The organism is Microlunatus capsulatus (assembly GCF_017876495.1).
Taxonomy (GTDB): domain Bacteria; phylum Actinomycetota; class Actinomycetes; order Propionibacteriales; family Propionibacteriaceae; genus Microlunatus; species Microlunatus capsulatus.
This window is the reverse complement of sequence record NZ_JAGIOB010000001.1, coordinates 2687942-2711974: the sequence shown is the minus strand read 5'-3', so window position 1 is coordinate 2711974 and position 24033 is coordinate 2687942. Positions and strand designations below refer to the sequence as shown.

Sequence of the window (24033 nt, the reverse complement as noted above, 5' to 3'; positions counted from 1 at the left end):
CCACCCACCCCTCAGCGGAGGTCCCATGCAGGCGCTGGTCCTGGCCGAGATCGGCCGGTTCGAGCTCGCCGACGTCCCCGATCCGGTCCCCGGACCGGGTGAGGTGCGGCTGCTCGTCGCGCAGTCGGGCATCTGCGGCTCCGAGCTCGGCGGCTTCCGCGGGACGGACGGCCTCCGCCGACCCGGCCTGGTGTTCGGCCACGAGCTGGTCGGGACGGTCGAGGCCTACGGGCCCGACGTCCCGGCCGGGCGGCGGCTGCCGCTGGGCACCCCGGTCACCGCCAACCCGCTCACCTCCTGCCTGGCCTGCCCGGTCTGCCGGGCCGGGCGGCCCAACGTCTGCCCCGAGCGCCGGCTCCTCGGCGGGCACGTGCACGGCAGCAACGCCGAGCTGGTCGTGGTCCCGGTCGACGCCCTCCACCGACTCGACCGCTACCCCCGGCCCGAGGCGGGCGTGCTGGCCGAGCCGGCGGCCTGCGCCGTCCGGGCGGTCGGCCGCACGGCGGTCGCCGAGGGCGGGACGGCGCTCGTGCTCGGCGCGGGACCCATCGGGCTGCTGCTGCTGGAGGTGCTGCGGCACCGCGGGGTGGAGACGCTGCTGTTCACCGAGCGCCTGCCGGGCCGGGTCGCGCCCGCGGAGGCCGCGGGCGGGGTCCGGCTCCCCGACGAGCCGGAGGCGCTGCTGGCCGAGGTGGCGTCGAGGACCGGGAGCCTCGGCGTCGACGCCGTCTTCGACGCGGTGGGCAGCACCGACACCCGCCGGGCCGCCGTCGCCGCCGCCCGCCCGGGCGGGGAGGTCTGCTTCGTCGGCCTGCACAGCGCGGAGTCACCGGTCCCCGTGCGCGATCTCGTGCGCCGCGAGGTCACGGCCACCACGAGCTTCGCCTACCGCCCGGCGGAGTTCGCCGAGGCCCTGGAGCTGCTCGGGACCGGTCGCCTGGAGTTCCACGGCGAGGTGGTCCCGGCCCCCCTGTCCGAAGGCCAGCACTGGTACGAGGCGCTGCTCGCCGGTCACCCGGCCGGCAAGGTCGTCCTGCGACCGGGAGCGCACCGGTGAGCGCCGCTCCCGAGGTCCTCGCGGTCCTGCCCGGCGCCGAGCTGGTCCGGGACGGCGGCGAGGCTGCCGCCACCTGGACGGCGACGGTGCAGGGCCCGACGCCGGCCGAGGGCCTGGTCCCGGTGGTCGCCGCGGTCCACGTGCCCGGCGCCCGCACGCTCCGGGGCTTCACCAGCAGCTGGGGCCTGGAGTTCGAGCCGCAGGACCGGCCCGCGGGCGAGCCCCTCGTCCTCGAGGTGACCAGCGGCCGCTCGAGCAACCAGGCGAGCCCCTGGCTCGCGGTCGAGGGCGCCGCCGGAGCCTGCGTGCTCACCCTCCACTGGAGCGGCAACTGGCGCCTGACCAGCACGCCCACCGCCGAGGGCGTCCGGGTCGAGGTGGGTCTCCACCCGGACGGGCAGCGGCTGCACCTGACCGAGGGCGAGGCCGGCACCCTGCCCGCCGTGTCCGTCGGCTGGGGCACGAGCACCGCCGAGGCGGCGGCTTCCCTCGCCCGGCACCTCCTCGGCCAGGTGCCGCCCGGTCCGCCGCTGCTCACCGAGTGGAACCACTGGTGGCCCTACGAGGACGTGGAGATCGACGAGGACGTCTTCCTCGCCAACGCCGCCGTGGCCGCCGACCTCGGCCTGGAGGTCGCCGTGCTGGACGCGGGGTGGTTCGGCCGGGCGGACGCGACGAGCGACTGGGTGGCCGAGCGCGGGGACTGGCACCGCGTCAACACCGCGCGCTTCCCGCACGGGCTGGCCTGGCTGGCCGAGCAGACGCGGGCCCGCGGCGTCGAGTTCGGGATCTGGGTCGAGGCGGAGGCGGTGGGCGGAGCCGCAACGGTCGCCGAGGAGCACCCCGAGCTGCTCGCGCTCGACGCCGACGGCGCCCGGCTGGGCTACGTCTGCCTCGGCTCCCGCCGCGGTCGCGAGCACGTGCACGACACCGTGCACGGGCTGCTGGAGCAGACACGCGCCCGGTGGCTCAAGTGGGACTTCAACCTCGACCCGGGACGGGGGTGCGCGCGCGACGACCACGGCCACCGCGCCGACGACGGGCTGCTCCAGCACTACCGGGGGCTCTACGCGGTCCTCGACCGCCTCAAGGTCGCGCACCCGGCGACCGTCCTCGAGGCGTGCGCCTCCGGCGGCCTCCGGCTGGACGCCGGCCTGGCCGCGCACGTCGACGGCTTCTTCCTCTCCGACCCCGACTGGACCGAGCACCACCTCGCCGTGCTCTGGGGGGCCGCCCGGATGCTGCCGCCGCGGCAGCTGCTGCACTGGCCGCAGAGCGAGTGGCGCGGCGAGCACCGCTTCCAGAAGGTCGACTACTCGGGCAGCCTGCTGACGCTCGAGCAGTTCGACACCAAGGTGCGGGCGGCGCTGCTGCACCGCTTCGGGGTCTCCGTGCGGCTGACCGAGATGCGGCCGGACCTGGCGGCGCGGCTCCGCGAGCACGTCACGACCTTCACCACGGTCGTCCGCCCGCTGCTGGCCGACGGGGTCCTCGTCCCGCTGACCGAGCAGCCGCTGCGCGAGGAGCGGGGCCACCGGCAGCCCGCCTTCCAGCTCAGCTCCGGCGACGAGCACCTGGTCGCTGCCTTCCGGCTGCCCCCGACCGGGGGCTGGGACCCCGTCCGGCCCGCCGGCCTGGACGCCCGCACGACCTACGCCGTGGCCCCCGTCGACGTCGCCGCGCCCGACGAGGCCGTCCTGGTCACCGGGGCCGAGCTGCAGGACGTGGGGCTGCCGAGCCCGCCGGCGTCGGTGACCTCGGCGCTGTGGTCGGTGCGGCGTGCTGCCGCTGGCGACGGGGGCCGGCGATGAGCGACGGTCCGGCGACCGCCGCCGTACCGGGCCGGGCCGGGGTCGCCGTCGTGACCGGGGCCGCCCAGGGCATCGGTGAGGCCACGAGCCGGCTGCTCGTGGAGCGGGGCTGGACCGTCGTCGGGCTCGACCGCGACGAGCAGGCCCTGGAGGCGGCGAGCCGGTCCCTGGGCGAGGCGTTCCACCCCGTGCCGGGTGACGTCACCCGACGCGTCGACCACGAGCGGGCCCGGGACGCGGCCTGCGCGCGGGGCACCCTGACGGGCTGGGTCAACAACGCCGGGATCGAGCGGCCCACCACGGCCCGGGACCTGGACGAGGACGACCTCCGGGCGGTCGTCGGCGTCAACCTCGTCGGCACGATGCTGGGCTGCGCGACCGCCGTGGGCGTGATGCGCGACCGCGGCGGGTCGATCGTCAACCTCTCGAGCATCCACGCCCTGGTCGGCTTCCCGGAGTCCTTCGTCTACGCCGCGACCAAGGGGGGCATCGACGCCCTGACCCGTCAGCTCGCCGTCGAGGAGGGACCGCACCGGGTCCGCTGCAACGCCGTCCGGCCGGGAGCGGTCCGGACACCGCTGACCCAGCGCTTCCTCGACGCGGCCGAGGACCCGGAGGCCCTGCTGGCCGAGTACGCCGACCTCCACCCGATCCGTCGGCTGATCGAGCCGTCCGAGGTCGCCGCGGTGGTGGCGTTCCTGCTCTCGCCGGACGCGGGCTTCGTCAACGGCGAGGCCGTGACCGTGGACGGCGGCGCCACCGCGCGCTGCTACCCGTACCCCACCTGAGCACCCGGCCCGGTGGGTCGTGCGCACTACGATGACCGGCATGACCCCCACCGCCCGTCCCGCACCCCGTCGCGCCCCGCGGCTCCCCGCCGCGGCCGGGACGCGCGCGTGAGGATCGGGATCCTCGGCGGCACGGGACCGCAGGGCCGGGGCCTGGCCCGCCGCTTCGCCACGGCCGGGCACGCCGTCGTCCTGGGCAGCCGCTCGGCCGAGCGGGCGCACGAGGTCGCCGCCGCCTACGCCGACCTGGGCGACGTCACCGGGGACACCAACGCCGGCGCCGCGGCCGCCGAGCTGGTCGTCGTCACCGTCCCCTACGAGGGCCACGCCGCCCTGCTCGCCGAGCTGGCCGGGCCGCTGGCCGGCAAGATCGTCGTCGACTGCGTCAACCCGCTGGGCTTCGACGGCCAGGGCCCCTACGCGCTGGCCGTCGAGGCCGGGTCCGCGGCGCAGGAGGCCCAGCAGCTGCTGCCGGGGTCGACCGTCGTCGCCGCCTTCCACCACGTCAGCGCGGTGCTGCTGGACGACCCGGCGGTCGACCACCTCGAGGGCGACGTGCTGGTCCTCGGCGAGGACCGCGACGCCGTCGCCACCGTGTGCGAGCTGGCCACCGCGATCCCCGGCGCCCGCGGGATCTACGCCGGCCGGCTGCGGCTGGCCGGCCAGGTGGAGGCCTTCACCGCGAACCTCATCGCCATCAACCGCCGCTACAAGGCCCACGCCGGCCTGCACGTCACCGACCTGCCATGAGCCGCGCCGCCCGCCCGTCGCCGGCGCCCGCTCCCGCCCCGCCCCGGCACGGCCTGCACATCGTCAGCGGCAAGGGCGGCACCGGCAAGACCACGGTCGCCGGAGCGCTCGCCTGCGCGCTGGCCACCGAGGGTCGCCGCGTGCTGCTCTGCGAGGTCGAGGGCCGGCACGGCATCTCCGAGCTGTTCGGCGTGCCGCCGCTGGTGGGCGACGAGGAGCGCCGGCTGCTCCGCACCCCGGCCGGCGGCGTCGTGCACGGCCTCTCGATCGACGCCGAGGACGCGCTGCTGGAGTACCTCGACACCTTCTACCACCTGGGCCTGGCCGGGAAGGCGCTCGACCGCTTCGGCGCCATCGACTTCGCCACCTCGATCGCCCCCGGCCTGCGCGACGTGCTGCTCACCGGCAAGGTCTACGAGGCCGTCCGACGCGGGCCGACGAACCGGCCGGGCGCCTACGACGCCGTCGTCCTGGACGCCCCGCCCACGGGCCGGATCGCCCAGTTCCTCAACGTGCACGAAGCGGTGTCGGGGCTGGCCAAGATGGGCCCGATCCGCAGCCAGGCCGACTCGATCATGACCGTGCTGCGCGCCCCCACCACGGTCGTGCACCTGGTGACGCTCCTGGAGGACATGCCGGTGACCGAGACCGAGGAGGCCGTCACGGCCCTGGCCCCCACCCGGATCGCGATCGGCAGCGTCATCGAGAACATGGTGACGCCGACCCCGCTCGCCCCGGAGGTGCTGGCCGAGGCGGCACAGGGCGGGCTCGACCTGTCCGTGCCCGGCTGGACGGCGGCGCAGAACGCCACGCTGGCCGCGGAGTTCGCCGTCGAGGCCGCGCGCACCCTGCAGCAGCAGGCCCGCCACGAGCGGCTGACGGGGCTCGGCCTGCCGCTGGCCGCCGTGACGTTCGACCCCGCCGGCATCGACGAGGACGCGCTGGTGACCATCGCGCACCAGCTCCGCGACCAGCTCGCGCTCGAGGCCGCCTGATGGCCGCCCGCGCCCGGACCCCCGCCGCACCGACCCCCGCGCCGCCGCCGTTCCTCGACGTCGACGCCGTGATCGCCGACCGGAGCACCGAGATCGTCATCTGCTGCGGCTCCGGCGGGGTGGGCAAGACGACGACGTCCGCCGCCCTCGCGCTCCGGGCGGCCGAGGCCGGCCGCAAGGTCGTCGTCCTCACCATCGACCCGGCCCGGCGGCTGGCCCAGTCCCTCGGCCTGGGCGAGCTCGACAACACCCCGCGCCCGGTGACCGGCATCGACACCGCGGCCGGCGGCAGCCTCGACGCGATGATGCTCGACATGAAGCGGACGTTCGACGACGTCGTGCTGGCCCACTCGACGCCCGACCGGGCGCAGGAGATCCTCTCCAACCCCTTCTACGTCGCCCTGTCCTCCTCCTTCGCGGGCACGCAGGAGTACATGGCCATGGAGAAGCTGGGCCAGCTGCACCGCCAGGCGCGGGCGGCCGGGCGCTGGGACCTGATCGTCGTCGACACCCCGCCGGCCCGCTCGGCCCTGGACTTCCTCGACGCCCCCGAGCACCTCAGCTCGTTGCTGGACGGCCGCTTCATCCGCCTGCTGCTCGCGCCGGCGCGGGGACCGCTGCGGCTGATGAGCGTCGGCTTCACCCTGGTCTCGACGGTGATGAACAAGGTGGTCGGCGGTCAGCTGATCAAGGACCTGCAGACCTTCGTCGCCGCCTGCGAGGCGCTCTTCGGCGGCTTCCGGACGCGGGCGCAGGAGACCTACCGGCTGCTGTCGTCGCGGCACACGACGTTCGTGGTGGTGGCCACGCCCCAGCGCGACGCGCTGCGCGAGGCGGCCTACTTCGTCGACCGGCTGACCGAGGAGCAGATGCCGCTCGCCGGCCTGGTCATCAACCGGACCCACGTCAGCGGGCTCGACGTCTCGGCCGAGCGGGCGCTCTCGCTGGCCGAGGACCTGCCCGACGAGGTCGTGGTGGAGGTGGAGGCGCTGCGCCGGCACGCCGACCTCATGCGCGTGGTGGAGTCGGAGCAGCAGCTGCTGCACCGCTTCTCGGGTGCGCGCCCGCAGGTGCCGCGGACGCTGGTGGAGACGCTGCCCACCGACGTGACCGACGCCGCGACCCTGCGCCGCGTCGGCGACCTGCTGGCCGAGCGGGACTGACGCGGACCCGGCGGCTCGGCCGCCGGGTCACGCCACCCCGTCTCAGCTCTGCTTGACCAGGAGCCGCGCCCACGACGTCACGTCGCTGCGCTGGCGCAGCAGCTGACGCCGCTCGCGCTCGGTCATGCCCCCCCAGACCCCCCACTCGATGCGGTTGTCGAGCGCCTCGGCGAGGCACTCCGACCGCACGGGGCACCCCCCGCAGATGAGGCGCGCGCGCTTCTGCTCCGCCGCCTCCGGAAAGAGGTCGTCCTGCTGGCCCCGGCACTTCGCGCGCATGGTCCAGTCCTCGTGGTGCACTGCAGTCACTGAAGTTCTCCCCTGTAGGTCCGACGCCGCACCGGGCTTCCCCGGCCCTGGTGGTGCGACGTGGGTAATCTAGGGACCGGTCGCGGTCGGTGACTAGAGGTGTCAGTTGAACCTTGGCCTGTTCGTGACCTGGACCCGCACATTTGTGTCGGGCCCGTGGTACGGAGGGGTCTTCCCGCCCGCGTCCAGGCGACGCGCGCACGAGGGGCGCGGGAGATTCGGCATGGCAGAAATCCTCCCGTACCCTGTCTGCCATGCCATTCAGCCCTAAGCGCGCGGGCAGCGTCGCGTACTCGTCGGTGATGTTCGTCATCGTCAGCGTGCTCGCCGGTGTCCTGGTCGCCGGACTCTTCGTCCCCCTCGCCGGCATGGCCGGGGTGAGCAGCAAGGCGGCGGCCACCGAGCTGGAGAGCCTGCCGACCGAGCTCTCCACCCCCGCCCCGCCCACCCGCTCCCGGGTGCTGATGGCCGACGGCAAGACCCTCGCCTACTTCTTCGACGAGAACCGCGTCCCCGTCACGATGGACAAGATCGCCCCCGTGATGCGGCAGGCGCAGCTCGCCATCGAGGACCACCGCTACTACGAGCACGGGGCGCTCGACCTCAAGGGCACCCTGCGCGCGCTGGTCCGCAACTCGACCAGCGACTCGGGCACCCAGGGCGGGTCCTCCATCACCCAGCAGTACGTGAAGATGGTCCAGGTCGAGGCCTGCAACGGGGACCGCGAGTGCATCGCGGACGCCCAGGCCAAGAGCATGGAGCGCAAGGTCCGCGAGCTCCGCTACGCGATCGCCCTGGAGAAGAAGTTCTCCAAGGATGAGATCCTCGAGCGCTACCTCAACATCGCCTACTACGGCGAGGGCGCCTACGGCGTCCAGGCCGCCGCCCGGCACTACTACTCCAAGGACGCCGAGGACCTGACGCTGGCGCAGGCCGCGATGCTGGCGGGCCTGGTGCAGAACCCCGACGCCAACAACCCGGTCGACAACCGCGCCGCCGCCCTCGACCGGCGCGACGTCGTCGTCAACCGGATGCTCGAGCTGGAGCTGATCACGCCCGCGCAGGCGAAGAAGGCCAAGAAGACCGGCTTCGACGAGGACCGGGTCAAGACCACGCGCGCCGGCTGCGTCGGCACCAAGTACCCGTTCCTCTGCGACTACGTCCGCCGCTCGCTGCTGAAGATGCCGAGCCTGGGGAAGACGCAGGACGACCGCAAGAACATGCTCAACCGGGGCGGGCTGACCATCCAGACCGCGATCGACCCGAAGACCCAGGACCTCGCGCAGAAGAAGGTCTCCTCCGTGGTCGGCCCGACCGACCCGCTGATCTCGACCATGAACATGATCCAGCCGGGCACCGGCCTGATCGTGGCCATGGCCCAGAGCCGCCCGGTCATGGGCAACGACAGCAAGAAGGGCGAGACCTACTGGAACCTGGCCGCCGACCCGGCGATGGGTGGCATCCAGGGCTACCAGGCGGGCTCGACGTTCAAGACCTTCACCATGGCGGCCGCCCTGGAGAAGGGCATCCCGATCAGCAAGAAGTTCAACGCGCGCTCGCCCTTCGACTTCACCGGCAAGACCTACCAGTCCTGCGTGGGCACCGAGACCGTGCCGAAGTACAAGGTGACCAACTCCGTCGGCCACTCCAAGGTCATCGACATGACCGAGGCCGCCGAGTTCTCGGTGAACACCTACTTCGTCCAGCTCGAGCTCGCCGCCGGCCTCTGCAACGTCACGAAGATGGCGGAGAAGGTCGGCGTGAAGCTGGGCACGCAGGACCGCGACCTCGTCGACTTCTACCAGTCGATCCCCTCGTTCACCCTGGGCAGCGTCGAGGTGAGCCCGCTCTCGATGGCCGAGGCCTACGCCACCTACGCCGCCCGCGGCGTGCACTGCGACCCGATCATCGTCTCGAAGGTGACGAACCGGAACGGCAAGCAGCTGGAGGTGCCCGACGCCGGCTGCGAGCAGGTCGTCGAGCCCGCTGTGGCCGACGGCGTCAACAAGGTGCTCAAGTCGGTCATGGACTCGGGCACCGGCCAGCGGGCCAAGGTCTACAACGGCTACGACATGGCCGGCAAGACCGGCACCATCGACAGCAACGAGGCCGTCTGGTTCGCGGGCTACACCCCCGAGATCGCCGGCGTGGCCATGATCTCGATCGACAACACGAAGAAGCCCTTCCGCAAGGGCAAGCCGGGCTTCCGCCGCAACGGCGTGAAGAACTACTCCGTGCCCTCGACGGACGTCTACCTGCAGGGCTCGGGCTCCGGCGACGCCGGTCGGCTCATCTGGAAGCCCGTCATGGAGTCCTACCTGAAGAAGGTGCCGGACACCTCCTTCAAGGCGCCCTCGCGCGACGTCCAGGTCGGCAAGCAGGTCCGGGTGCCCAGCCTCTACGGCCTGAGCATCGCGGCCGCGACGAAGAAGCTCGAGAAGGAGGGCTTCACCGTCGAGCGCCGCCAGGTCTACAGCCGCTCCACCGTGGGCAGCTTCCTCGGCTTCTCCCCCGGCTCGAACGCCACCGTCGCCGAGTTCAGCACGATCTACGTGAACTACTCGGCCGGTCGCGACCCGGCCGAGGTGGCCGCCGAGCGCCGGGCCCGCGAGGAGGCGGCCGAGCGCCGGGCCGAGGCCCGCGAGGAGGCGGCCGACGCGGCGCGCGAGGCCCGCGAAGAGGCCCGCAAGAAGGCCGAGGCCGCGGAGAAGAAGGCTGCGGAGGACAAGAAGAAGAAGAAGGACGACGACGGCTGAGCCGTCCCGCTCGTGCACGATGCCCGCCACCCCTCAGGGGTGGCGGGCATCGTCATGTCCGGGGGCGCTGCGTCAGGGGGGCGGTGCGCCCGGCGCGGGACCGGCTCAGCCGCCGGCGAGCTGGCGGCGCACCTCGGCGGCCACCGCCCCGCCGTCGGCCCGGCCCTTGGTCTGCGGGGTCACCACGCCCATCACCTTGCCCATGCCCTTCGGGCCCAGCTCGGCGGCGCCCGTGGCGGCGACGGCGTCGCGGACGATGGCGCTCACCTCCTCGGCCGTCAGCGGCTGGGGCAGGTAGTCGGCGAGCACGCCGGCCTCGGCCTGCTCGCGCTCGGCGAGCTCGGCGCGGCCCGCGGCGCGGTAGGCATCCTCGGCCTCCCGGCGCTTCTTGGCCTCGCGGACGAGCACGTCGAGGACCTGCTGGTCGGTGAGCTGGACGGCCTCGGAGCCGGCCACCTCGGCCTCGCTGATGGCGGCCAGCACCATCCGGATGGTGCCGGAGCGGAGCTTGTCGCGGCCGCGGATCGCGGCGGTCAGGTCGGTGCGCAGGCGTTCCTTGAGCGAGGACGGGGCAGGAGACATGCCTGCAGTCTCTCAGGCGGGCGACTTGTAGCCTTCCGGACATGACGGCAGCGCGCACGGCCACCACGCTCGCCCGCGGCGCCCTCGGGCTGCTGGGGGCCGGTGCGGGCGTCCTGGCCTACGCCTCGCTGGTCGAGGCCCGGGCCTTCGTCCTGCGGCGCGTCGAGGTGCCCGTGCTGCCCGCCGGGGCGGACCCGGTGCGGGTGCTGCACGTCTCCGACCTGCACCTGACGCCGTCGGCCGTCGCCCGCCAGCGCTGGGTCGCCGGGCTGGCGGCCCTCGAGCCGGACCTCGTCGTCGACACCGGCGACAACCTCGCCCACCGCGAGGCCGTCCCCTTCGTGCTCAGCAGCCTGGGCCGGCTGCTCGACGTACCCGGTGTGTACGTCTGGGGCTCCAACGACTACTACGCCCCCAGCTTCAAGAACCCGCTGTCCTACCTCCTGCACCCCAGCCGGCCTCGCGGGGAGAGCAAGCGGGAGCTGCCGTGGCCGGACCTGGACGCCGCCTTCCGGGCGGCCGGCTGGACCGACCTCACCCACACCAGCACGACCCTGGAGGTGCGCGGGCTCCGGATCGGGTTCCGCGGCACCGACGACGCCCACCTCGGCCGCGCCGACTACGCCCGGGTCGCCGGTCCCGTGGACCGCACGGCCGTCGACGTCAGCCTCGCCGTCACCCACGCCCCGTACCGGTCGGTGCTGGACCCCGCGGTCGCCGACGGGCACGACCTCGTCATCGCCGGGCACACACACGGCGGGCAGGTCTGCGTGCCCTTCTACGGGGCCCTGGTGACCAACTGCGACCTCGACCGGCCGCGGGTCAAGGGGCTGTCCCAGCACGTCGCCGGGGGGCGGACGGCGTGGCTGCACGTGTCCGCCGGCCTGGGCACCTCGCCCTATGCGCCGGTCCGCTTCGCGTGCCGCCCGGAGGCCACCCTGCTGACGCTGACCGCGCGCGGGACGGATGCGGCTCCGGGGTCCGCCATGGGCTAGACTCTCCGAGGCTCGAGGGCCACGGGGTGTGGCGCAGCTTGGTAGCGCGCGTCGTTCGGGACGACGAGGTCGCAGGTTCAAATCCTGTCACCCCGACCAGCTCGCTGGTCGACCACGCAGAGGCTCCTGGACTCCGGTCCGGGAGCCTTTCGTGTTCCCCGGACCAGTCCGCTCAAGCCGCTGAGCCCGGCCGGCCGGCCCGCTCCGGCGAGCCGAACCAGAGCTGCTCCAGCCGCAGCACCCGCGCCTCGGCGCCCAGCGCCCGCCGCTCGAGCAGCGCGTCGGGGTCCAGCACCGGCCGTGACCGGGGCGGGGCCGTGCGGCAGAACCAGACGGCGTGCACGAAGCGGCCGTCGTCGTGGCGGCCCAGCAGCCCGCCAATGGCCGCCGCGGCGGGGTCGGCGCTCAGGGCGGCCAGCCGGGCGGCGAGGTCGCCCGAGCGACCCGGTCGGGCACGGCCCAGCAGGACCTCGACGGAGCCCGCGCCGTCGGCTCCCCCGTCGCCGAGCACCTCGACGTCGTCGTAGTTGTCGAAGACCACGTCACCGGTGAAGAGCAGGACGCTGCCGGCCCACCACAGGCCCTGCTCGACGCGGTCGCTGCTGCGGCGGGCGTCGGCCTCGCTGGCGAAGCGGACGAAGGAGACCAGCTCGCGGTCCGCCGTCACCCCGGCGGTGGTGCCCAGCCAGCCGGTGGCCCCGGGGGCGAGGTTCTCCAGCCAGTCGTCCAGCCGGGCGAACGTGGCGACCGGGTCGGCGACGACCCCCCGCACGACCTGCACGAACATGACGGCGCCTCCAGCGCTCGGGTCCGACCCGTGCGGTTCCCCACATGATGCGCGAGGGCGTCGGGCTCGGCAAGCACCGGGCCCACCCGCCCCGAGCAGGCCCCCGGCGTCACGAGGACGCCGGGAGCCTGACTCGTCCCTGTGCGGGTGGTGCATCGCCGGTCAGCCTGCGAGGCGGCCACGGCGTGCGCGGCCCGGCCTCTGCAGGATGTTCGGAGCTGAGGTGCTCCCGGATGGGTCCGGGTGGGAGAAAGTTCCCCGGCGCCTCAGCGACCGGTGCCGGCGTAGACGACGGCCTGCTCGTCGTCGCTGTCCAGGCCGAACGCCGTGTGCGCCGCGACGACGGCGCGGTCGACGTCGTCCTGGTCGACGACGACGGAGATGCGGATCTCGGAGGTGGAGATCATCCCGATGTTGACCCCGGCACTGGCCAGCGCGGAGAAGAACCGGGCGGTGACGCCGGGGTGCGAGCGCATGCCCACCCCGACCACCGAGACCTTGCCGATGAGGTCGTCGTAGAGGACGTCGGCGAAGCCCACCTCGGCCTTGAGCGCGTCGAGCGCGGCCATGGCGGCCGGCCCGTCGGTCTGCGGGAGCGTGAACGAGATGTCGGTGCGCCCGGTCGCGACGGCGGAGACGTTCTGGACGATCATGTCGATGTTGATGTCCGTGGCCGCCACGGTCTCGAAGATCCGGGCCGCCTCACCCACCCGGTCGGGGACGCCGACGATGGTGATCTTGGCCTCGCTCCGGTCGTGCGCCACGCCCGAGATGATCGCCTGCTCCATGGCTGAACCTTCCTGTCGCTCCTGGACCCACGTGCCGTCGAGGCTGGAGAACGAGGAGCGGACGTGCACGCGCACGTCCTCCCGGCGCGCGTACTCCACGCAGCGCAGGTGCAGGATCTTGGCGCCGCAGGCGGCCATCTCCAGCATCTCCTCGTAGCTGATGTGCGGGATCCGCTTCGCGCTGGGCACGATGCGGGGGTCGGCGGTGTAGACGCCGTCCACGTCGGTGTAGATCTCGCAGTGGTCGGCGCCCAGCGAGGCGGCCAGCGCCACGGCCGTGGTGTCCGAGGCGCCACGGCCCAGCGTCGTGACGTCCTTCGTGTCCTGGGCCACGCCCTGGAAGCCGGCGACGATGACGATGTCGCCCAGCTCCAGCGCGCTGGTGATCCGGCCCGGGGTGATGTCGATGATGCGGGCGTTGCCGTGCGTCCCGGTGGTGATGATCCCGGCCTGGGAGCCGGTCAGCGACCGGGCGTGGTGGCCCTGGTCGTGGATGGCCATGGCCAGCAGCGCGGCGCTCATCCGCTCGCCCGCCGTCAGCAGCATGTCGAGCTCGCGCGGCGGGGGCAGCGGGGAGACCTGGAGGGCGAGGTCCATCAGCTCGTCGGTGGTGTCGCCCATGGCCGAGATGACGACGACGACGTCGTTGCCGGCCTGCTTGGTCGCGACGATCCGCTTGGCGACGCGCTTGATGCTGTCGGCGTCGGCGACGGAGGACCCACCGTACTTCTGGACTACGCGACCCACGCCGTCTCTCCTCCACCTCGTGCTGGTCCGCCCGGACCCCCGGCAGCGGTTGCGCGACCACTGTAGTGGCGACGACCGGGTAGACCGGCCGCGTCCAGCGGGCCGGACGGGTGCGGCCCAGCGCCTCCGCCGGCCCCCCGGGACCGGGCCGGTGCGATACTCGGGCGCGTGAGCGAGTCCTCCGGTCCGCAGCCGCCCGAGCCCCAGCGCGCGCCGCTGCCGCGGATCGGGGACGCCGAGCGCGACCGCGCCGTCGACGCCCTGCAGACGCACATGGCCGAGGGCCGCCTCGACCGCGAGGAGTTCGACGAGCGGCTGAGCCAGGCCCTGGCGGCCCGGACCGCCGCGGACCTGCAGCCGCTGTTCGACGACCTGCCCGAGCCCCGCCCCGGGACCGGGCTGGAGACGAGCTCGGCCTACGCGCCGCCGCCGTGGAGCCAGGCAGCACCCACGGCCTCCGCCGTCCCCGCCGTGGTCCCCGAGGCCGGCCTGCCGGCCACCCGGCCTCGCCCCTTGGGCGCCACCCTCGCCCTCACCCTCGTCTGGCCGGCGGCCGTCCTCTTCTGCTTCGCGACGAGCTGGTCCAACTGGTGGGTGTGGATCGTCGCCGCGATGGTCGCCGGCGTGGTCAACAAGACCTGGCCCGGCGAGGAGCAGGGCGACAAGGAGCGTCGACGGCACGGGGAGCACGGCGAGAACGGACAGCATTGACCCGGCTGTCAATCTGAGCGTCAATCGTTGACATAACGTTTCGGTCACGGTAGCGTCTTCGAGACGGTCGAGGGGCCTGTGGCTCCCGACGCGCCGGGCCGATCGGGGGAGCCCGGGGCGCAGGCCGCGCTCGACGTCACCGACTCCGGGACGACGGTCGCCCGTCACGTCGCAGGACCGGACGGGTACGCACCCGTCCCCCTGCTCCGCGCCGCGCGCGGGGTCCCAGCAGGCCGTGCCCCTCGTCGGGGGAGCGCCGGGGCTGGGCCCCGGGCCGGTGGCCGCGGAACCCCTGCCGCACCCGTCCTACAGTGGCGAGGTGAGCACTCCAGGAACGGTCCGCTGGGGCATCCTCGGGCCGGGCCGCATCGCCCGGGCCGTCGTCCCGGACTTCGTGCACGTGGACGGCGCCGAGCTGGTCGCGGTGGCCAGCCGGTCGGCCGAGCGGGCCCAGGCCTTCGCCGACGACCTCGGCGTCCCCCGCGCCCACGGCTCCTACGCCGAGCTGCTGGCCGCCGACGACGTGGACGTCGTCTACATCGCCACCCCCCACCCCCAGCACCACGCCCTGGCGCTCGCCGCGATCGCGGCGGGCAAGGCGGTGCTGGTCGAGAAGACCTTCACCGCGACCACCGCCGGGGCCGAGGAGGTCGTGGCCGCCGCGCGGGCGGCCCGCGTCTTCGTCATGGAGGCGATGTGGACCCGGTTCCAGCCCGCGGTCGTCGCCGCCCGCGCGCTCGTCGACGACGGGGCGATCGGCGAGGTGCGGCAGGTCCAGGCCGACCTCGGCGTCGAGCGCCCCTTCGACCCGGCCGACCGGATGTTCGACCCGGCCCAGGGCGGCGGCGCCCTGCTGGACCTCGGCGTCTACGTCGTCTCGTTCGCGCAGTACTTCCTGGGGACGCCCGACCGGGTCGTCGCGCACGGCTCGCTGACGTCCACCGGCGTCGACGCCGAGGCGGGCCTGCTGCTGGGCTACGACGACGGCCGGGTCGCCACCCTGCTGGCCACGCTCCGCCACCACACCCCGGGCGCCGCCCGCATCCAGGGCACCACGGGCTGGATCGAGGTCCCGCCCCGGTTCCACCACCCCGGTTCCGTCGTGCTGCACCGGCGCGGCGCCGAGCCCGAGGTCATCACCCGCCCGGCGACCGGCGGCGGCTACGCCCACGAGCTGGTCGAGGTCACCGAGGCGGTGGCCGCCGGCCGCACCGAGAGCGCCGTGATGCCGCTGGACGACACCCTCGCCGTGCAGCGGGTGCTGGGCGAGGCGCTGGACCAGCTGGGCGTCCACCTGGCCGAGGACCCGGAGGTGCTGGCGTGAGCGGCACCGCCGGGCCCGTGCCCTTCAGCCCCGAGCGCGTCCAGCGCGCGGTGGCCGCCGCTCCCCCGTCGCTCGTGGTCCGCGGTGCGGCCACCGGGGCGGCGGCCGGGCTGGCGGCGATGTTCGTCTTCCAGCTGCTGCGGGTGGGCTGGCTGATGGCCCAGGACCTCACGCGGGGCACCGGGTCGACCCCGGACGCCGAGAGCGCGTCCCGCGTCGTCGGCGTGCTGGTCCTCGGCTCGCTGCTGAGCCTGGCGCCCGCGGTGGTCGCGGGGCTGCTGCTGGGTGCCGTCACCGGCGGGCTGCTCACCTGGTCCTGGCGGCACCAGGGCCTGGTCCGGGCCTGGCTGACCGGCAGCGTCGTGGCCTACGTCGCCGCGCTGGTGCTCAACGCCACCGTGCTGCTGCGCCACCGCCCGCAGCCGCTGCTGTTCGAGCACTGGCTCTCGGCGGTGGGCCTGCCCTCGATCCTCTACGTGCTCGTCCTGGGCGGGGTCGGGGTGTCGCTGCACCTCACCGGCACCGCCGACGAGCGCGCCGCCGTGCAGGGCCGGGTACCGCAGGACTGACCTCGGCGGCGGGGCCGGAGGTCAGACCTCGACGAACCGCCGGCCCTCGAAGGCGCGGCCGAGGGTCACCTCGTCGGCGTACTCGAGGTCCCCGCCCACCGGCAGGCCGCTGGCCAGCCGGCTGACCCGGACCCCCAGCGGCAGCAGCAGCCGGCTCAGGTAGGTGGCCGTCGCCTCGCCCTCGAGGTTGGGGTCGGTGGCCAGGATGACCTCGGTGACGGTGCCGTCGGCCAGCCGCAGGCAGAGCTCGCGGATCTTGAGGTCGGCCGGGCCGATGCCGTCGATGGGGCTGATGGAGCCGCCGAGCACGTGGTAGGTGCCCCGGAACTCCCGGGTCCGCTCCACGGCGACGACGTCCTTGGACTCCTCGACGACGCAGATGGTCGTGGCGTCGCGGCGCGGGTCGCGGCAGACGCGGCACCGGGTGTCCTCGGAGACGTTGAAGCAGACCTCGCAGAACTTGACGGTGTCTTTGACCAGCCGGAGCACGTCGGAGAGCCGGCGGACGTCGTCGGGGTCGGCCGCCAGGATGTGGAAGGCCAGCCGCTGGGCGCTCTTCGGCCCGATGCCGGGCAGCCGCCCCAGCTCGTCGATCAGATCCTGGACCGGACCTTCGTACACCCGTGCTCCTCGTCCCTACGTGTCGTGCTCGTCCTCGTGACGCCGATCGGCGCCGGGAGGCTCAGAAGCCGAGACCGCCCATGCCGCCGGTCAGCGGGCCCAGCTTGGCGGCCGCGAGCGCCTGCGACTTGCCGGTGGCGTCACGCACCGCGGCGAGCACCAGGTCGGCCAGCGTCTCGGTGTCCTCGGGGTCGACGGCCTCCGGCTTGATCACCAGGCCGAGCAGCTCACCCGCCCCGGAGACGGTGGCGGTGACGACGTCGCCGCCGGCGGAGCCCTCGACCGTGGCCTCGGCCAGCTCGCGCTGGGCGTCGAGCAGCTGCTGCTGCATCGCCTGCGCCTGGGCCAGCAGGCCGGACATGTCACCTTCGGGGATCATCGTGCTCCTCGTCTCGTCGCCGCCGCCGGCGCGCGGCCGGCGCGGGGTCGCCCCCGTTCGTCCCGCCAGCCTATGCGCGTTCGGTCTCCTCGGCGATGATCTCCGCGCCGAGGTGGCGGGCCAGCAGCTCGGTGTGCGACTCGGCCGAGTCCTCCAGGTCGCTGTCGTTCCGGGTGGCGGCGGCATCGCGCTCGTCGTCGGTGCTGGCGACGGCCGGGCCCTGGCGGGTGGGGCGGATCTGCTGGCGCAGCTGCTCACGCGACTCGGACCGGTCCGGCTCGGCGGGCGGCGGCTCGGGCGGAGGAATCGGAGCGGCGGCGGGTGCCGGGGCGGGGGCGTCCCAGGAGGCGGCGGCCTGCTGGTCGACCGGGGCCGGCCGGGTGGCCGGGGTGGGCGTGCTGGGCCCGCCCTCCACCAGCGTCTCGATCTTGAAGTCGGCCCCGAGGACGACGACCAGCGCCTCCCGGAGCACGTCCTCGCTGCCGCCGCGGGAGAAGCTGTCGCGGGCGCCGACGTTGGCCATGGCCAGCACCATGACGCCGTTGCGGAGCTCGTGGACCTGGGCGTTCTGGCTGAGCAGGATCCAGGTGAAGCGGCGCTTGCCCTTCACCTCCTCCAGCACCTCGGGCCACAGCCGCCGGACGTCGGTGACGGTGAGCTGACCGCTGCCCGCACCGGGGCTGGCCGCCGGGGCCGGAGCGGGGGCGCCGAGGGCGGTGTCGTCGGAGTCCCCGCCGGAGGGGCCACGCAGGTCGGCGGGAGCGGCGTCGGCCAGCGAGGCCGGCGGCTCCGCGCGGGGCGGCTCGGCCAGGCGCGACGGGGGTGCACTGGGCTCCGGATCGGCGGACGGCTGGGCCGGACCGGCCTCAGGAGCCGCGGACACCGAGGTGCCGGAGGGGGGCGGGCGCGTCGCAGTCGAGGCGGGAGCCGCGGAAGGCACGGGCGCGGCAGCAGGAGCCGGGGCTGCCGGACGGACGGGGGACGGGTCCAGCGGGGCCGGCCGAACCGGGGCGTGCTGGGCCGGGGCGTCGCCGGCGGGGACGCTGACGCCGAGCCGGCGCTCGATGCGGTCCAGCCGGGCGTGCACGCCGCGCTCGTCGACGTCGGCGCCGGGCAGCAGCACCCGGGCGCACATCAGCTCCAGGTGCAACCGGGGCGCGGTGGTCCCGCGCATGTCGGTGAGCCCGGCGGCGATCACCTCGGCGGCGCGGGTCAGCTCGCCCGAGCCGAGGGCGGCGGCCTGGGAGGACAGCCGCTCGGCCTGGTCGGGGGCGACCTCGACGAGGCCGGAGCGCAGCGCGTCGGGCACGGCGGCGACGATGACGAGGTCGCGGAGCCGGCGGAGCAGGTCCTCGGCGAACCGGCGCGGGTCCTGGCCAACCTCGATGACCTTGTCGACGCAGGAGAAGACCCCGCCCGCGTCGCCGGCGGCGAAGGCGTCGACGAACTCGTCGAGCAGGGAGTCGGGGGTGTAGCCCAGCAGGGCGGTGGCGTGCCGGTAGCTGACGCCGGACTCCTCGGCCCCACCCAGCAGCTGGTCGAGCACCGAGAGCGAGTCGCGGACCGAGCCCGCCCCGGCCCGGACCACCAGCGGCAGCACCGTCTGCTCGACGGCGATCCCCTCGGCCGCGCAGAGCTTGCCCAGGTAGTCCGTCAGCACCTTCGGCGGCACCAGCCGGAAGGGGTAGTGGTGGGTCCGCGAGCGGATGGTGCCGATGACCTTGTCGGGCTCGGTGGTGGCGAAGATGAACTTGACGTGCGGCGGCGGCTCCTCGACGAGCTTCAGCAGGGCGTTGAAGCCCTGCGGCGTCACCATGTGCGCCTCGTCGATGATGTAGATCTTGTAGCGGCTCTGCACCGGGGCGAAGAAGGCCCGCTCGCGCAGGTCGCGGGCGTCGTCCACACCGCCGTGGCTGGCCGCGTCGATCTCGATGACGTCGATGCTGCCGGCAGCGCCGCGGGCGAGGTCACGGCAGGAGCGGCAGGTGCCGCAGGGCTCCGCACGCGGGCCCAGCTCGCAGTTGAGGCAGCGGGCGAGGATGCGCGCCGACGTCGTCTTGCCGCAGCCGCGGGGTCCGGAGAACAGGTAGGCGTGGTTGACCCGGTTGTTGGTCAGCGCGCGCTGCAGCGGCGCGGTGACGTGCTCCTGGCCGATGACGTCGGCGAAGGTGTCGGGCCGGTAGCGGCGGTAGAGGGCCAGCGGGGCCGCGCCCGTGGCGGACCCGGTCGACGGCGGCGGCCCGTCGAACAGCGCCTCGTCCTGGGTGTGCTCGGCGTCCTCGAGCAGCGCTTCCTCCACGCCCAGAACCTTATGCCCCCGCACTGACAGCGCCCGCCGCGCGAGCGCGGGCGGCTAGGCCGGGACGGTCGGCTCCAGGGCGGGTGCGGCGGCCAGCCGGGCCCGGCGCCGGCGCGGCGGCGCGACCTCGACGACGGGGGCCGCCAGGGCCAGCGCCAGCCGCCGCGCGCGGTCGGTGGAGAGAGCGACCAGCGGTGGATCGACGACGGGGCGCGGGGCCCGGCGGGCCTCGGCGCTCAGCATCAGGGCGACGGCCCGGCCTGCGTTCATGGGTGCTCCTGCACGAGGGGTGGCCGGCTTGCCGGCTGCTGGTCCCCCGACGCGGCTGCGCATCTCTCACGCTGGCAGGTCGGACGTCGTCCGGTCAGGGCCGGAGGTCCCGGCCGCGTCGGGACGAGGGGCCCGCCGGGACGGGACGGAGGTCCCGGCCGACAATGGCCCGGTGGACGTCCGCATCGGCATCTCCGGCTGGACGTACAAGCCGTGGCGGGGCACCTTCTACCCGCCCGGGCTGCCCCAGCGTCGCGAGCTGGCCCACGTCGCGGAGCGGATGACCAGCGTCGAGATCAACGGCACCTTCTACTCCCGCCAGCGCCCCACCAGCTTCGCCTCCTGGGCCGCCGCGGTCCCCGAGGACTTCGTGTTCTCCGTCAAGGGGCCGCGGTTCATCACCCACCTCAAGAAGCTGGGCGACGTCGCCGTGCCGCTGGCCAACTTCTGGGCCTCGGGCGTGCTGGCCCTCGGCCGCGGGCTCGGTCCGTGCCTGTGGCAGCTGCCGCCGACGCTCGGCTTCGACGCCGCACGGATGACCACATTCTTCGACCTGCTCCCCCGCACCGCGGGCGAGGCGGCCGCGCTGGCCGCCGGGCACGACGCGCGGGTGCCCGAGGACCAGGCTCTGACCACGACGACGGTCCCCGACCACCGGCTGAGGCACACCGTCGAGGTCCGGCACGAGACCTTCCGCGACCCGGCGTTCTACGCCCTGCTCCGCCGGCACGACGTCGGCCTGGTGATCGCCGACAACCCGGGGCGGTGGCCGGTGATCGAGGAGCGGACGACCGACTTCACCTACGTCCGGCTGCACGGCCACGACGAGCTCTACGCCAGCGGCTACGACGACGAGGCGCTGGACGCCTGGGCGGCCCGGGCCCGCGGCTGGCTGGCGCAGGGGCAGGACGTCTACGTCTACTGCGACAACGACGTCAAGGTCCGGGCGCCCTACGACGCCATGGGCCTGCTCGCCCGGCTGCGCGGCGAATCCACCGGGGGCGGCTGAGAGAATCATGGGCATGGTTCCCCCGCTCCGTGCCGTCCTCGTGGACGCCGACGGCGTCCTGCAGTTCACCGCCCCCTCCTGGCGCGACGGGATCACCGACACCGTCGGGCAGGACGACATGTCGCGCCACCCCCGGCTGCTGGACGAGATCGCCAAGGCCGAGGGTCAGGGGACGATGACCGGCGAGACCGACCTGGAGCACTCGCTGACCCAGGTGCTGGACCGCCACGACGTCGACCTCGAGCCGGCCGACGTCATCGAGGCCTGGCACGCCATCGAGCTGCACGCCGACGTCGTCGACGGGGTCCGCGGGCTGCGCGGCCGCGGCCTGGTGCTGGCCCTGACGACGAACCAGAACCCCCCGCGGGCGGCGTGGATGCGCGAGAACCTGCCCTACGACGAGGTCTTCGACGAGCACTTCTACTCCTGCGAGGTCGGCTTCGCCAAGCCCGACCCGGCCTACTTCACCCACGTCCTCGAGGCGCTGGGCGTGGCCCCGGAGGAGGCGCTGTTCATGGACGACACCGCGGTCAACGTCGAGGCGGCGGCCGCGCTGGGGATCCGCGCCGAGCTCTTCGCCCGGGACGGCGGTCGGGGCGAGCTGGACCGGATCCTCGCGACGCACGGGCTGGCCTGAGCCACGCTTCCCGGGTGTCCCGAGGAGGGCTCGGCCCGGCTGAACGGGGCGCGGGGGTCGGTCCTCGGGTGAAGTGCCCGGACCTCCGGAGACAGAAGAGCCCCCCGCGCACCCGATAGAGCCCACTTACCCTTGCTGCCGTCAAGCCCTGGGGGAGTTGGGTGAGGTGTCGCCACGCGGGGGACCGCAGATGAGCATACGGGATCCGCGCCGTCGGCCGAAGTCGAGGCGCCCCCTGCTGGCGGAGCGGCGCCGATTTGGTCCCGAGCGGGGGCGAGCGGGTAAGGTTCCGCGCGGAGGATTCGCCTAGAGGCCTATGGCGCTCGCTTGGAAAGCGGGTTGGGTGTGAAAGCCCTCACGAGTTCGAATCTCGTATCCTCCGCCAGTCTGACCCCCAGCAACTGCTGAACCCAGTGCACCGCCCGTCTGGCTTCGTCACAAAAGGCGTGAACCCAGGCGTTGGACCGGACTCGTGTGATTGGCGCCGATGATGCGCAGCGCGGCGAGAACGTGCATACGATTCCTCCGCGGTAGCCCAGTCCAGCATTAGCACCCGGGCACAGCCTCGATGCCTTGCGGCCACCCCTAGCGACGGTTCCCGCGAGGGCCGTCCGGCCAGTCCAAGCACTCCAACATCTCCTCCGAGAGCCAGCCCAGCGCGTACTGCGCCAGGTTGCGTTCGGGCGACGGCCGTCCACGCTCGACCTCCAGGGCGCTCGCTGGCGCCCAGAGCTTCCGATGGAGATAGTCCAAGGTGGCGCCGGCGCTGCGCTGGGTGAGAAAGAGCGCCACCTGCCGACCAAGCCCGATCTTGTCCTCCTCAGACAACTGCGCCTCGGCCTTGCCGTAGAGGGAGAACATGTCGTCCAGAACCTCGATCGTGCTCGTCCTCCTGGTCGGGATGTCCTCACGGAGAAAGCCTCTCCCCCCTTCTAGGTGGCGCCGGATGTCGGCGGCGAGGGACGCCAAGTCGTCGGCAGGCTCGTCGACCTCGAGGAACTGGCTGCGCAGCCGGACCAGTCTCTCGTCGACGGACGGGTGCCGGTTCACATCCGAGCCAGGCAACTGGTCCTCGAGCATGCCGGCTGTCTGCAGGAAGACCTCGGCCCCGATAGGGGCCCAGCACTGGCTCTCCTGCTCAACGGCCAGTACTTGCCGGTACAACTTCAGTCCCACCCGATCTGCTTCGTGCTCGCGCTCCCACCCGTCCTGCAGTGCGTCGAGCACTACCGTCTCGACCTGCACGGGCTCAGTTACTTGCTCGCGCTGGTCCACGAAGGCCAGCACGTGGCCGAGCTCGTGACACAGGCCGAAGCGGGTCGCGTGATGAGCCATGGTCAATTCGAGCTCGGTCACCGACGCGTCCGACCTGCCGTGGATTGGCTTCCTCGCGCGTGAGGTTGCCCAGTCGACGAGCACGGCGAGCTCCATCAGCGCCCCCGCTGCGCTGTGCAGGTCAGGATCGCCCGCAGAGGCATCCCGGTGGGTGCCGGGCAGGGACGCGGTCATCCTGCTGACCGCCGCGCACACGGACATCAGCGCCGACGACAGGCCTGCGTTGAAGACGATCACCATCCCGTCGCCGGTGGGCACCGTGAGTGCGTTGATCGTGCTGGAGCCGCGCTCCTCGACCACCAGCCCGGCCGGTCCAAGAGAGGTGATCGCGCTGGTGACGTCGGGCAGGGCGGCCAGCAGCTCTTGCAGCACCGGAGCGAGCATCGACCCCGAGACGAGCTGGGCGACGAGGTGCGCCGGCACGCCCTTGTCGAGGAGGCCAGCGATCTTGTCCTGGGTCATCGCGGCATTCTTCACTCGCGGCAGCGGCGGCAGCTGGGCGAGGAGCGCTGCCGTGCTGGGCGTCGGGGCAGCGTCGGACACGGCTCAGACCAAGGCGAAGTACTCGTCTGCGCCGTCTCCCTCGACCGGTCGGAGGATCGTCTCCTCCACCTGATCGGGGTCGACGTCAAAGGCACCGTACGCTTCGAACTGTCGCCACCAGAACCATCCGCGGTAGCCCAGATAGAGGATACGGCCCGCCAGCACGGCGCCATCGGCGAACGCCTGCAGCTGCGCGCCGGCCGAGGATTGGACCACGCTGAGCTTGCCGGCGAGGGAGGCGATCTCCGGCACCGCCGTGGGCGAGACGTCGGCCGATGCCCGGGCACGCAGCGTCGCGTTGCTGCCCTCGGCGGTGAACAGCACCCCCGCACCGGTCAGCTGCTGGGCGATCACGATGGACTCGCCCTTGTGCAGCTGACCGTCACGAGCGGCGGCCACGACAGCCGCCCGCACCACGCCGACGTCGGCGTAGCCGCGCCACCACATGGCCTTGCCGTAGAGGCTCGCCCCCGCCTGCCGGCCGAAGCTGACCGTCACGTCCCACCCTGCTGCCCCGATCGCGCCTCCGAGGCCGGAGAGCTTCCCGCTCGACTCGACGCTCAGCGCGATCTCGTCGTTGCTCTGGAACTGCCACGGGGTGTCGGCCCGCTGCTGAGTCGGGTCCTCCTGCAGCGCCGGGACCCCACGCAGGGCCAGGGTCGTCTCCGGCTGGAAGTCCAAACCGCTCACGACGCCGACCGCGCCCAGGTCCAGGTTGTAGGTCGGTTCGAGGTTGACCAGCCACCCCGGGCCCAGTCCCCGGCGTCGGGCCCAGGCCTCGGCGTAGCGCTCACGCAAGGACACCGTC

The 24033-nt window shown here is 73.7% G+C and carries 23 protein-coding genes, 2 tRNA genes and 1 other RNA gene; 15 read left to right on the top strand and 11 right to left on the bottom strand.

Annotated features, from left to right (window positions below; translation table 11 throughout):
* Nucleotides 1-25 precede the first annotated feature (25 nt).
* The 6 genes from JOF54_RS12540 (at nt 26) to bagB (ending at nt 6564) form a co-directional block, all read left to right on the top strand.
* The gene (locus tag JOF54_RS12540) at nt 26-1057 is read left to right on the top strand and encodes a zinc-dependent alcohol dehydrogenase (protein ID WP_210056240.1); all 1032 of its coding nucleotides are present in this window, start codon (nt 26-28) and stop codon (nt 1055-1057) included.
* A complete protein-coding gene (locus tag JOF54_RS12535) occupies nt 1054-2868 on the top strand; it encodes an alpha-galactosidase (protein ID WP_210056239.1) in 1815 nt (604 codons plus the stop codon). The genes JOF54_RS12540 and JOF54_RS12535 overlap by 4 nt, the downstream gene beginning before the upstream one ends.
* Nucleotides 2865-3656: an SDR family NAD(P)-dependent oxidoreductase gene (locus JOF54_RS12530; RefSeq protein ID WP_210056237.1), complete on the top strand. Its 792-nt coding sequence runs from the start codon at nt 2865-2867 to the stop codon at nt 3654-3656. The genes JOF54_RS12535 and JOF54_RS12530 overlap by 4 nt, the downstream gene beginning before the upstream one ends.
* 108 nt (nt 3657-3764) lie before the next feature.
* On the top strand, nt 3765-4406 hold the full coding sequence (gene npdG, locus JOF54_RS12525; RefSeq protein ID WP_307804105.1) for an NADPH-dependent F420 reductase: 642 nt from the start codon (nt 3765-3767) through the stop codon (nt 4404-4406).
* Entirely contained in the window at nt 4403-5401 is a 999-nt protein-coding gene (gene bagA, locus JOF54_RS12520) for an ATPase BagA (RefSeq protein ID WP_210056233.1), read from the top strand. Before npdG ends, bagA begins: the two co-directional genes overlap by 4 nt.
* Complete coding sequence (bagB, locus tag JOF54_RS12515) at nt 5401-6564, top strand: ArsA family ATPase (protein ID WP_210056231.1); 1164 nt, start codon at nt 5401-5403, stop codon at nt 6562-6564. The genes bagA and bagB overlap by 1 nt, the downstream gene beginning before the upstream one ends.
* A gap of 42 nt (nt 6565-6606) precedes the next feature.
* On the opposite strand, the gene JOF54_RS12510 is transcribed toward bagB, so the two are convergent.
* Nucleotides 6607-6843: a WhiB family transcriptional regulator gene (locus JOF54_RS12510; RefSeq protein WP_210059528.1), complete on the bottom strand. Its 237-nt coding sequence runs from the start codon at nt 6841-6843 to the stop codon at nt 6607-6609.
* Between the two features lie 284 nt (nt 6844-7127).
* Here JOF54_RS12510 and JOF54_RS12505 point away from each other — a divergent pair, with 284 nt between their 5' ends.
* Nucleotides 7128-9629, top strand: coding sequence for a transglycosylase domain-containing protein (locus tag JOF54_RS12505; protein WP_210056229.1), 2502 nt, complete (start codon nt 7128-7130; stop codon nt 9627-9629).
* A gap of 105 nt (nt 9630-9734) precedes the next feature.
* On the opposite strand, the gene JOF54_RS12500 is transcribed toward JOF54_RS12505, so the two are convergent.
* Complete coding sequence (locus tag JOF54_RS12500; RefSeq protein WP_210056227.1) at nt 9735-10211, bottom strand: GatB/YqeY domain-containing protein; 477 nt, start codon at nt 10209-10211, stop codon at nt 9735-9737.
* A 41-nt stretch (nt 10212-10252) separates the two neighbouring features.
* Here JOF54_RS12500 and JOF54_RS12495 point away from each other — a divergent pair, with 41 nt between their 5' ends.
* Together JOF54_RS12495 and JOF54_RS12490 are read left to right on the top strand one after the other, a co-directional pair.
* On the top strand, nt 10253-11206 hold the full coding sequence (locus JOF54_RS12495) for a metallophosphoesterase (RefSeq protein WP_210056225.1): 954 nt from the start codon (nt 10253-10255) through the stop codon (nt 11204-11206).
* Nucleotides 11207-11228: 22 nt separating this feature from the next.
* Nucleotides 11229-11305, top strand: a tRNA-Pro gene (locus JOF54_RS12490).
* A gap of 73 nt (nt 11306-11378) precedes the next feature.
* Here JOF54_RS12490 and JOF54_RS12485 read toward each other — a convergent pair.
* Complete coding sequence (locus tag JOF54_RS12485) at nt 11379-11993, bottom strand: hypothetical protein (RefSeq protein WP_210056224.1); 615 nt, start codon at nt 11991-11993, stop codon at nt 11379-11381.
* A gap of 266 nt (nt 11994-12259) precedes the next feature.
* Nucleotides 12260-13528, bottom strand: a complete 1269-nt coding sequence (locus JOF54_RS12480; RefSeq protein WP_210056221.1) for an aspartate kinase — start codon at nt 13526-13528, stop codon at nt 12260-12262.
* Nucleotides 13529-13696: 168 nt separating this feature from the next.
* Here JOF54_RS12480 and JOF54_RS12475 point away from each other — a divergent pair, with 168 nt between their 5' ends.
* From JOF54_RS12475 to JOF54_RS12465, 3 genes are all read left to right on the top strand, one after another.
* Nucleotides 13697-14239 (top strand): DUF1707 SHOCT-like domain-containing protein, encoded by a 543-nt coding sequence (locus JOF54_RS12475; protein WP_307804104.1) that lies wholly within the window; start codon nt 13697-13699, stop codon nt 14237-14239.
* A 319-nt stretch (nt 14240-14558) separates the two neighbouring features.
* Nucleotides 14559-15563: a Gfo/Idh/MocA family protein gene (locus JOF54_RS12470; protein WP_210056219.1), complete on the top strand. Its 1005-nt coding sequence runs from the start codon at nt 14559-14561 to the stop codon at nt 15561-15563.
* The gene (locus JOF54_RS12465) at nt 15560-16132 is read left to right on the top strand and encodes a hypothetical protein (RefSeq protein WP_210056217.1); all 573 of its coding nucleotides are present in this window, start codon (nt 15560-15562) and stop codon (nt 16130-16132) included. Before JOF54_RS12470 ends, JOF54_RS12465 begins: the two co-directional genes overlap by 4 nt.
* A 21-nt stretch (nt 16133-16153) precedes the next feature.
* On the opposite strand, the gene recR is transcribed toward JOF54_RS12465, so the two are convergent.
* The 4 genes from recR to JOF54_RS12445 form a co-directional block, all read right to left on the bottom strand.
* A complete protein-coding gene (gene recR / locus JOF54_RS12460) occupies nt 16154-16753 on the bottom strand; it encodes a recombination mediator RecR (protein ID WP_210056215.1) in 600 nt (199 codons plus the stop codon).
* Nucleotides 16754-16814: 61 nt separating this feature from the next.
* Complete coding sequence (locus tag JOF54_RS12455; RefSeq protein WP_091408962.1) at nt 16815-17132, bottom strand: YbaB/EbfC family nucleoid-associated protein; 318 nt, start codon at nt 17130-17132, stop codon at nt 16815-16817.
* A gap of 70 nt (nt 17133-17202) precedes the next feature.
* Nucleotides 17203-19383: a DNA polymerase III subunit gamma and tau gene (locus tag JOF54_RS12450; RefSeq protein WP_245359915.1), complete on the bottom strand. Its 2181-nt coding sequence runs from the start codon at nt 19381-19383 to the stop codon at nt 17203-17205.
* Nucleotides 19384-19485: 102 nt separating this feature from the next.
* Nucleotides 19486-19701: a hypothetical protein gene (locus JOF54_RS12445; RefSeq protein ID WP_210056213.1), complete on the bottom strand. Its 216-nt coding sequence runs from the start codon at nt 19699-19701 to the stop codon at nt 19486-19488.
* Nucleotides 19702-19873: 172 nt separating this feature from the next.
* Between JOF54_RS12445 and JOF54_RS12440 the strand changes: the two genes are divergently transcribed.
* Entirely contained in the window at nt 19874-20710 is an 837-nt protein-coding gene (locus JOF54_RS12440) for a DUF72 domain-containing protein (RefSeq protein WP_307804103.1), read from the top strand.
* A gap of 13 nt (nt 20711-20723) precedes the next feature.
* Nucleotides 20724-21347: an HAD family hydrolase gene (locus tag JOF54_RS12435; RefSeq protein ID WP_210056209.1), complete on the top strand. Its 624-nt coding sequence runs from the start codon at nt 20724-20726 to the stop codon at nt 21345-21347.
* 92 nt (nt 21348-21439) lie between these two features.
* Here JOF54_RS12435 and ffs read toward each other — a convergent pair.
* Nucleotides 21440-21536, bottom strand: an RNA gene (ffs, locus tag JOF54_RS12430) — signal recognition particle sRNA small type.
* A 106-nt stretch (nt 21537-21642) separates the two neighbouring features.
* On the opposite strand from ffs, the gene JOF54_RS12425 reads away from it, so the two are divergent.
* A tRNA-Ser gene (locus JOF54_RS12425) sits at nt 21643-21732 on the top strand.
* A 200-nt stretch (nt 21733-21932) separates the two neighbouring features.
* On the opposite strand, the gene JOF54_RS12420 is transcribed toward JOF54_RS12425, so the two are convergent.
* Together JOF54_RS12420 and JOF54_RS12415 are read right to left on the bottom strand one after the other, a co-directional pair.
* Nucleotides 21933-23144 (bottom strand): M48 family metalloprotease, encoded by a 1212-nt coding sequence (locus tag JOF54_RS12420; RefSeq protein ID WP_210056207.1) that lies wholly within the window; start codon nt 23142-23144, stop codon nt 21933-21935.
* Nucleotides 23145-23228: 84 nt separating this feature from the next.
* Nucleotides 23229-24029: a hypothetical protein gene (locus JOF54_RS12415; protein ID WP_210056205.1), complete on the bottom strand. Its 801-nt coding sequence runs from the start codon at nt 24027-24029 to the stop codon at nt 23229-23231.
* Nucleotides 24030-24033 lie beyond the last annotated feature (4 nt).